The sequence below is a fragment of the Alkalihalobacillus bogoriensis ATCC BAA-922 genome (genome assembly GCF_000621445.1).
Taxonomy (GTDB): Bacteria; Bacillota; Bacilli; order Bacillales; family Bacillaceae_F; genus Bacillus_AO; species Bacillus_AO bogoriense.
Window position 1 is genome coordinate 1 of record NZ_JHYI01000047.1, and the last position, 8596, is coordinate 8596.

6 protein-coding genes and 7 tRNA genes are annotated in these 8596 nt (G+C 38.7%); all 13 read right to left on the reverse strand.

Annotated elements, in window-relative coordinates; all coding sequences use genetic code 11:
• Positions 1-595: 595 nt before the first annotated feature.
• Positions 596-2398, reverse strand: a complete 1803-nt coding sequence (gene glmS, locus T323_RS0115495; RefSeq protein WP_026674088.1) for a glutamine--fructose-6-phosphate transaminase (isomerizing) — start codon at positions 2396-2398, stop codon at positions 596-598.
• Positions 2399-2795: 397 nt separating this feature from the next.
• The gene (glmM, locus tag T323_RS0115500; protein WP_026674089.1) at positions 2796-4136 is read right to left on the reverse strand and encodes a phosphoglucosamine mutase; all 1341 of its coding nucleotides are present in this window, start codon (positions 4134-4136) and stop codon (positions 2796-2798) included.
• A 27-nt stretch (positions 4137-4163) separates the two neighbouring features.
• Positions 4164-5408: a CdaR family protein gene (locus T323_RS0115505; RefSeq protein WP_026674090.1), complete on the reverse strand. Its 1245-nt coding sequence runs from the start codon at positions 5406-5408 to the stop codon at positions 4164-4166.
• Positions 5401-6225: a diadenylate cyclase CdaA gene (cdaA, locus tag T323_RS0115510; RefSeq protein WP_026674091.1), complete on the reverse strand. Its 825-nt coding sequence runs from the start codon at positions 6223-6225 to the stop codon at positions 5401-5403. The genes T323_RS0115505 and cdaA overlap by 8 nt, the downstream gene beginning before the upstream one ends.
• 83 nt (positions 6226-6308) lie before the next feature.
• Positions 6309-6935, reverse strand: coding sequence for an anti-sigma factor family protein (locus T323_RS0115515; RefSeq protein ID WP_026674092.1), 627 nt, complete (start codon positions 6933-6935; stop codon positions 6309-6311).
• A gap of 14 nt (positions 6936-6949) precedes the next feature.
• On the reverse strand, positions 6950-7513 hold the full coding sequence (gene sigW, locus T323_RS0115520; protein WP_026674093.1) for an RNA polymerase sigma factor SigW: 564 nt from the start codon (positions 7511-7513) through the stop codon (positions 6950-6952).
• A 221-nt stretch (positions 7514-7734) separates the two neighbouring features.
• A tRNA-Ala gene (locus T323_RS0115525) sits at positions 7735-7810 on the reverse strand.
• A gap of 191 nt (positions 7811-8001) precedes the next feature.
• Positions 8002-8075 (reverse strand) — tRNA-Gly (locus T323_RS0115530).
• 12 nt (positions 8076-8087) lie between these two features.
• Positions 8088-8162: transfer RNA gene (locus T323_RS0115535), tRNA-Gly, on the reverse strand.
• Positions 8163-8189: 27 nt separating this feature from the next.
• Positions 8190-8265, reverse strand: a tRNA-Lys gene (locus tag T323_RS0115540).
• 3 nt (positions 8266-8268) lie between these two features.
• Positions 8269-8343: transfer RNA gene (locus T323_RS0115545), tRNA-Gln, on the reverse strand.
• 14 nt (positions 8344-8357) lie between these two features.
• Positions 8358-8441 (reverse strand) — tRNA-Tyr (locus tag T323_RS0115550).
• Between the two features lie 59 nt (positions 8442-8500).
• Positions 8501-8576: transfer RNA gene (locus T323_RS0115555), tRNA-Thr, on the reverse strand.
• Between the last annotated feature and the right edge of the window lie 20 nt (positions 8577-8596).

Consider the following 8596-nt stretch of genomic DNA (forward strand, 5'->3'; position numbering starts at 1 on the left):
TGTATCCGACTAAAAAACTCGCTCCTCCTCCCCTTTTCCCTTAACTCTACTCAAACCCTTGCTACTATTAGCCTTAAGTCTATTCCCAATATTCTCCGACTAAAAAAGTCTTTCCCTCATTTTTCCCGCTTTTTTCAAATATTGCACAGAGTATGAGCTTATTTCGGACTAAAAAAGTCGGTACATAAAGTACATATAAAGTTTTAGGATGAAGGAGGAAGACCATATGGTCTTCTAATAAAAAGGGAGAAATAGAACGACAATAATGTAAAAATCATCTTTTTTACAACATTTAGAACGACAAATATGTAAAAACTACAAAGTTAGAACGACAAAAACGTAAAAAAGTAAAAATGATTAAATAAAAAAAGACCGAAGGTAGCCAGAATTTGCTCTGGTTTTCCTTCGATCTTAAACCAAGTTTATTTGTCCTGAACCGACTTTTTTTGGTTAGGAACGAGTTTATTGGGGGGAGACAAAAGTACCGGAAAAACCTTCGGATTTGGAACATAATTTTTTTCTCTGGAACGTTATTATTATCTAAGGAAGTGAATTTTTTTGTAGAGACACAAAACCAGCCTTTCCTTCACTAGTTCTACTCCACCGTTACACTCTTCGCTAGATTTCTCGGCTTATCTACATCACAATCACGATGAAGCGCAGCATAATAAGAAATTAACTGCATTGGAATAACCGATGCTAACGGCGTTAATAGCTCATGAACTTCTGGAATAACTAACGTATCTCCTTCGTCATCACAACCATCCATACTAATGATGCATGTTGATGCTCCTCGAGCCGCTACTTCTTTAACATTTCCACGAATACTTAAGCTCACATGCTTTTGTGTCGCTAATGCAATCACAGGTGTTCCTTCTTCAATTAATGCAATCGTACCGTGTTTTAACTCTCCACCCGCAAAACCTTCTGCTTGGATGTAAGAGATTTCTTTTAGCTTTAATGAGCCTTCAAGGCACACGAAGTAATCTGTCGCACGACCAATAAAGAAGCAATTTCTAGACACTGATAAATAGTCTCTTGCAATTTGCTCATACACTTCTTTTTGGTCACATAGTGTTTCCATCGCATTAGCAACAATACTTAGCTCTTGAATTGGGTCAAAGCTAACTTCAATTCCTTGTGCTCTTGCAGTATCGACTGCTAAAATTGCCAACACCGCCATCTGTGCTGTATATGCCTTTGTTGAAGCTACAGCAATTTCTGGTCCTGCATGCGTATGCAATGTAAAATCACTTTCTCTAGAAAGCGTTGAACCAGGAACATTCGTAATCGTTAATGCCGGGTATCCTTGCTCCTTAATTTTCACAAGTACCCCACGGCTATCTGCAGTCTCACCACTTTGTGAGATAAAAATAAAGAGTGGGTTTTCAGAAAGAAGAGGCATATTGTATAAAAACTCACTTGCAATATGAACTTCTACTGGTTTATTTGCGATATTTTCAATTAGTTGTTTACCAACTAAGCCAGCGTGGTAACTTGTTCCTGCTGCAATAATATAAACTCTGTCCGCTTTCGCCATCGCAGCACGAATGCTTTTATCAAGTTTGATCCCATTGTTATCTCCTTGATATTTGGAGATGATATTACGGATGACAAACGGTTGTTCATCAATTTCCTTCAGCATAAAATGCGGATACGTCCCTTTTTCAATGTCACTAGCATCTAGTTCAGCAGTATAAGGTTTTCTTGAAATAATCGTGCCTTCCATCGTTTTAATCGTAATGGAATCACGAGTGACAATCACCATTTCTTTATCCATTAACTCTACAAATTGATTCGTTACTTGAAGCATGGCCATTGCATCACTTGCAATAACGTTAACCCCGTCGCCAACACCAACTAAAAGCGGGCTTTTATTTTTACCGACATAAATTTTATCAGCATCTTCTTCATCGATTAATGCTGTTGCGTATGAGCCTTTTAGAATAGATAGCACTTTACTGAATGCTTCTTCGACTGTCTTACCTTCTTTATAAAAGAGCTCCACTAATTGCACGATGACTTCTGTATCTGTATCACTGGCAAATGTGACGTCGGATAAATACTCTCGTTTTAATTGCTCATAGTTTTCAATTACACCATTGTGAACAATTGTAAATCGAGATGTAGTACTTTGATGTGGGTGAGCATTTACACGACTTGGTGCTCCGTGTGTTGCCCATCGCGTGTGACCGATACCTGCACTTCCTTCGACAGTATCATCAACAAGCTCACGTAACGCAGCAATTCTTCCTTTTTCTTTAAATAAGTGAACACCGTCATTGCTTACAACTGCAATCCCTGCTGAATCATATCCTCTATACTCAAGCTTTTCTAAACCTTTTAATAAAATCTCTTTTGCATCTTCTGTTCCAATATATCCTACAATACCACACATACGGCTGTTACCTCCTAGGTATAGGGGGCAAAGCGAACCAAAGGGGACCTTTGCCCCCACTCTTAAATTTAATGTGGCATCACTGTCTTTGCTTTTGTACAAAAAGTCACCTCTTTGTTTTTTTCAAAGACTTACGGTTGTGATGCAACCAACCGAGGGGCATCCGCCGATACTCGATAAACCCCTTCCTCGTCAACTATGTCATGTATTTCCGTTCCATGTCATAGTTCAGGCGCTTCAATTACTCAAATAACCTCGATCCTCCTTACTATTTTCAAACTTAACCAAAATCATACCCTAAAAGGGAAATTACGTCAATTGGTTTGTGAGAGTAAAACTTATACAATAAAAATATGCATAGCAACCACAACATGTGATTCCTATGCATAGTTTTGTTTTACTCTCCTAGTTCTACCTTCACAATATCGACAATTTCATTCACATACTGTTCACATAGTTCCACTGTTTCTGCTTCGACCATGACACGAACAAGAGGTTCAGTTCCTGAAGGGCGGACAAGAACTCGGCCATTTCCAGCCATTTCACTTTCTACTTTTTCAATCGCTTGTTGTACCTTCTCATTCGATTGCACCGCTTGTTTATCAACCACTCTTACATTAACTAATGTTTGTGGGAAAGTTTCCATTTCATTTGCTAACTCAGATAATGGTTTTCCTGTCGCTTTCATAATATTAACAAGCTGCAAGGCAGAAAGAAGGCCATCACCTGTTGTAATATGGTCTAAAAATATAATATGACCGGATTGTTCGCCACCTAAAGTATATCCACCTTTGCGCATTTCTTCCATGACATAGCGATCACCAACAGCTGTCTTTTTCGCGTCAATGCCATTCGCTTCTAACGCTTTAAAAAAGCCTAAATTACTCATCACTGTAGTAACTACCGTATTATGTTTCAGCCACCCTTGCTCTTTCATATATTTAGCACAAATAAACATGATTTGGTCACCATCAACGATGTTACCTTTCTCATCGACCGCAATTAAACGGTCGGCATCGCCGTCAAACGCTAGACCAACATCTGCACCTTTTTCTAACAAAAATTCAGCGAGTGCTTCCGGATGTGTAGAACCGACACCATCATTAATATTAATTCCATTTGGAGATGTTCCCATTGTTGATATATCTGCTTCTAAATCTGCAAATAAATGTGCCGCTAAACTTGATGCTGCTCCATGTGCACAATCAATAGCTATATGTAGCCCTGAAAAATCATCTTGAACGGTTTGTTTTAAAAACTGTAAATATTTTTGCCCGCCTTCAAAATAATCATTGACTTGCCCTAGGTCAGCGCCAACTGGTCTTGGTAACGTATCTTCTTGGTCTAACAAATTTTCAATTTCTTCTTCCTGCGAGTCTAATAATTTAAATCCATCTGGTCCAAAAAATTTAATGCCATTGTCAGCTACTGGATTATGTGATGCAGAAATCATCACGCCGGCTTGAGCACTTAATGCTTTTGTTAAAAATGCCACCCCTGGTGTAGAAATAACTCCTAATCTCATGACTTCAGCACCAATCGATAATAGCCCAGCTACAAGTGCTCCTTCTAGCATTTCACCGGATATTCTTGTATCACGACCGATTAAGACTTTCGGCTTTTCCGTATTACGCGTGAGAACATATCCTCCTGCACGCCCTAATTTAAAGGCCATCTCTGGAGTTAATTCTGTATTCGCAATGCCTCGAACTCCATCTGTACCAAAATATTTACCCATTTCAAATCTCTCCTTCAATGAACTATCCTATTCGTCTTCATCTTCTCGAACAACGACTGTCGCTATCGGAATTTCTGTTTCAAACACCATATTTTGGGGACCGACAATTTGAATCTCAATGTCATGTTCACCAGGTGTAAGTTGACTAACATCAATAAAAGCTTGAAGTTCTTCCCTTGTTACTCTTTCTATTAATTCATCAGCACCTCGAATCATAACACTTATCAATTCCGTTGCTGGTTCAACAATCTCAACTTCATATCCCTCAGAAATGCCTGTGACCTCTAACGGCACATCATCTATCGTACGGGTCGCTTCTTCCGTTAATTCGATTGTTACTTCTACAGTATTCGGTTCAATCCGCTCGACTCCACGTGGTCTTGGTATGTCTAGTTGAACCGTTTGGTTTTCTGTAATTGTACTTAAGTCAAGTACAATTCCTTCAATAAGCGAGATGTCGTTAATTACATTTTGTGGACCAAATATCGTTACTTCTCTAGGTTCATACTGAATCGAATCTATACTTAAGCCATCTGGTAATGTGCCTTCTCTTGAGATTTTGATTGGAACGGTTTTAAATGGACTTGTGATTGGTACTTTGACGTCCACAACCGATGGTTCCACATCTAAGTGAAGTTCATTTCCGAAATGGTCATATATTTTTATCGGTACAGCTTTTTCGATAGTTTCATTCGCATCACGGACATCAACATAAGCTTTCGCTATCGCCACTTGGTCGATAAGTTCTTCTGCTGCTGTAATCTCAACATTTACAGGGGTCACAATCGGTGTACCAACTGAATAACCTTCTGCCACCTCTTCTTGATTCACTAAATCAACCTCGACCGGAATGGAAACCGTCTTTTTTTCCTGTATTACGACTCTCGTAAATTGAGGGACAATTGAAACAGAAAGTTCATTTGGAAATCCTTTATGTTCAATATTCACATGGTGAACGCCTGCTTCTCGCTCTGTTAAATCAACAAACACCTCATAAGATGGTCTAGAAATTTGGAGCAAGGTAATAATGCTTTGTGGTCCTCTTAAATTCACTTGAACAGACTCTGATATTTCTGTAATCGCAAATCGGTCTTCATCATAATAGGCGGTTAATTGAACATCTTCTAAAGTATATGAACTTGTTGCCATCGGTGGTGTCACTGCAGTAGGTTGATTGTTTAAATTGTCTTGATTGACCATTAAAAAAAGCATCAAAGCAATGAAAAAAGAAATAATTTTAATAAACCAATGATTTTCAAATAATTTATTCACTTTTCTTTCCTCCCCATTGCCAACGCGAGGAAGTTGTTTGTCTTGATTCATTCACTAACTCTTGCTCCAATAACTCGCGTAGTTGATCTTCCTTTAAGTCTCGGTGTAGCTCACCATTTTTAGTTAATGAAATATTCCCTGTTTCTTCAGAAACAACTAGTGTCACACTATCAGAAACTTCACTTACCCCTAATGCTGCTCTATGTCTTGTTCCTAACTCTTTCGAAATAAAAGGATTTTCAGATAGAGGCAAGTAACAACCTGCTGCTAATATTTTATTTTCTTTTATAATGACCGCTCCATCGTGCAATGGTGTATTAGGAATAAAAATATTTATAAGTAACTCCGACGTTAATTTGGCATCCATGATAATTCCTGTTTCTACATAATCGGTCATTCCCGTTTCTCTTTCGATTGAAATCAGAGCCCCGATTCGACGTTTTGCCATATAATTTGCTGATTTCACAATGGCATCAATCGATTTAGATGCTTCCTCTTCTTGTGGCACGGTTGACCTTGAGAAGAACCTTCCTCTTCCTAATTGTTCAAGTGCTCGCCTTAGTTCTGGTTGGAATATGATAATGATCGCAAGCAACCCGTAAGTAACGACTTGTTGCATAATGAATTCGAGTGTTCGCAAGGCAAAAAAGGAACTCAAAAACCACACAATTAAAATAACCGTTATTCCTTTTAATAACTGAACGGCTCTAGTTCCTTTTATTACCATAATTAACTTGTAAATTACATACGTAACTAATAATATATCTACAATCCGCCCAAGATAAGTGAGCAGATGGAAATCGACGCCAGGAAACATAGTCCGTCCTCCAAACCTTCCACTTTAACCTATAATAATAGCCTTATCATTATAGCATAATTCATACTATATTTAACAAATGACTACTCTTTCTCGTTAAAGACAGAAACAACTTCAATAAAGAAATGTTTAATATGATACCAAATCCAATCTAATACTTGGTTTACTTCTTCAATTTCTCCTGAAACCGTACCTGCTGATGCCAAATATTGTTCACTATTAATAAGTAGCACATTTCCTCTTACTTCGCCTTCAACTTCTAACGTTCCATTACGGACAACTAAGTCACCTTCAACGACTTCCCCTTCCGGAACAATAACTGCACCACGTTCTTTATCGATCTTTAAATTGGCTGCTCCAGTCACCGTTAATTCATCTGAATGCGACCAAATTGAATTTACACTAAAAGACATCATTAAAAAGAAAATCGAAGCCGCAACTAAAAATGGGTGACGTTGCATCCACTTTTTCCATGTAACCACTTTCTTTTTCTTCGGTAATTGACTCATGACGCTTTCCGTAAAGTTAGAAGGCGCACTAATATGAGAAGCACTTTGAATAAACGCAATCGCTTTTTTCAATTCTGTATATCTTTCATGACAGTCTGAACATGTCGATAAATGTTCCATTAATTCTTTCTTTTCATTTTCATCAATTTCATTATCTATATATTTGTCGATTAAATTTACATACTTATTTTCGCAGCTCATTATATTCACCCTTTCTACCTTTTGCCTAATCTTTTTCTTAACGCTTCTCTACCTCGATGAACACGTGTTTTTACAGTAGATATTGGTAAATTTAAGATGTCGCTTATTTCTTTTAATGATAAGTCCTCAATATACTTTAAAATAATCGCTGAACGATATTTCGGGGGAAGTTCGTTAATTTCTGCTTGTATCCACTCTTGCATTTCCATCATGACCAATTGGTCTTCTGGTAATTCTTGTTCTGCTGCAATTTGGGATTCTACAGTTAGTCCTTCACTCCCTTTTATTGTCTCCTCTAAATAAAAGTCTGGTTTGCGCTTTCTCAATCGGTCTATCGAAAGGTTCGTCGCAATTCGAAAAAGCCAGGTCGAAAATTTCTTTGATGTATCAAAGCTGTCCAAGTTTGTATAGGCACGTAAAAAAGCTTCCTGAGCAATATCTTGTGCCTCATGTACATTTCCGACCATACGATATGAAATTTGGTAAACCTTATCTTTATATAACTCCACTAACTCTGAAAAAGCTTGCTGATCTCCATTTTTAACATCATTAATTATACGTTTTACTATTGCATCCATTTACTTTGCCCTCCGCTTTTCATGCGGTTTATTCTATATACGAACGAACCACCGATTACGTTACATGTCTCGTCTATTTTTTATTTTAACACGAAAAAAAAGGGACAGGTTGATTTTTCCAAATTCTTAGTATGTAAAATTATTCTTTATGGAGACATTTATAATTTTTCTAGTAAAAAAGCCTCTACACTAATTGTGTAAAGGCTTGAAGTGTCCTATTTTGGTGGAGCCTAGCGGGATCGAACCGCTGACCTCCTGCGTGCAAGGCAGGCGCTCTCCCAGCTGAGCTAAGGCCCCGTAGTTTAATTTGAAGATTAATCAATGCAGACCCTGTTTCTTCCTCTACTCGCATCTCACTGTTGTAAATGCGTCGAAACAACTCGCTGGTTTTTCAAGATGTTTCGCTCGTAGCTGAGCTAAGGCCCCGTAGTTTATTTGATGTTACTCGATGAAGACTCTGTTTCTTTCAGATGTCATAATCATTAAATTGGAGCGGGTGATGAGAATCGAACTCACGACATCAGCTTGGAAGGCTGAGGTTTTACCACTAAACTACACCCGCATTTTTATAATTTGGAGCGGAAGACGGGACTCGAACCCGCGACCCTCACCTTGGCAAGGTGATGTTCTACCACTGAACTACTTCCGCATCACGATTCATTTGTTATAAAGAAAATGGTGAGCCATGAAGGATTCGAACCTTCGACCCTCTGATTAAAAGTCAGATGCTCTACCAACTGAGCTAATGGCTCTAATGGCTGGGCTAGCAGGATTCGAACCTACGCATGACGGAGTCAAAGTCCGTTGCCTTACCGCTTGGCTATAGCCCAAAAATTAGTAAAAGTGGTGGAGGGGGACGGATTCGAACCGCCGAACCCTAAGGAGCGGATTTACAGTCCGCCGCGTTTAGCCACTTCGCTACCCCTCCAGGGTATGACTAAACTTTTGCCGAAATCATCTATTATAAATAACAAAATATGATCGCAATGGTGCCGGCCAGAGGACTTGAACCCCCAACCTACTGATTACAAGTCAGTTGCTCTACCAATTGAGCTAGGCCGGCATATGGTGGAGGATGACGGG

Excerpts from the sequence above, each read along its gene's own strand:
- glmS (WP_026674088.1), bottom strand. The coding sequence starts at position 2,398 with ATGTGTGGTATTGTAGGATATATTGGAACAGAAGATGCAAAAGAGATT.
- glmM (WP_026674089.1), bottom strand. The coding sequence starts at position 4,136 with ATGGGTAAATATTTTGGTACAGATGGAGTTCGAGGCATTGCGAATACA.
- cdaA (WP_026674091.1), bottom strand. The coding sequence starts at position 6,225 with ATGTTTCCTGGCGTCGATTTCCATCTGCTCACTTATCTTGGGCGGATT.
- T323_RS0115515 (WP_026674092.1), bottom strand. The coding sequence starts at position 6,935 with ATGAGCTGCGAAAATAAGTATGTAAATTTAATCGACAAATATATAGAT.
- sigW (WP_026674093.1), bottom strand. The coding sequence starts at position 7,513 with ATGGATGCAATAGTAAAACGTATAATTAATGATGTTAAAAATGGAGAT.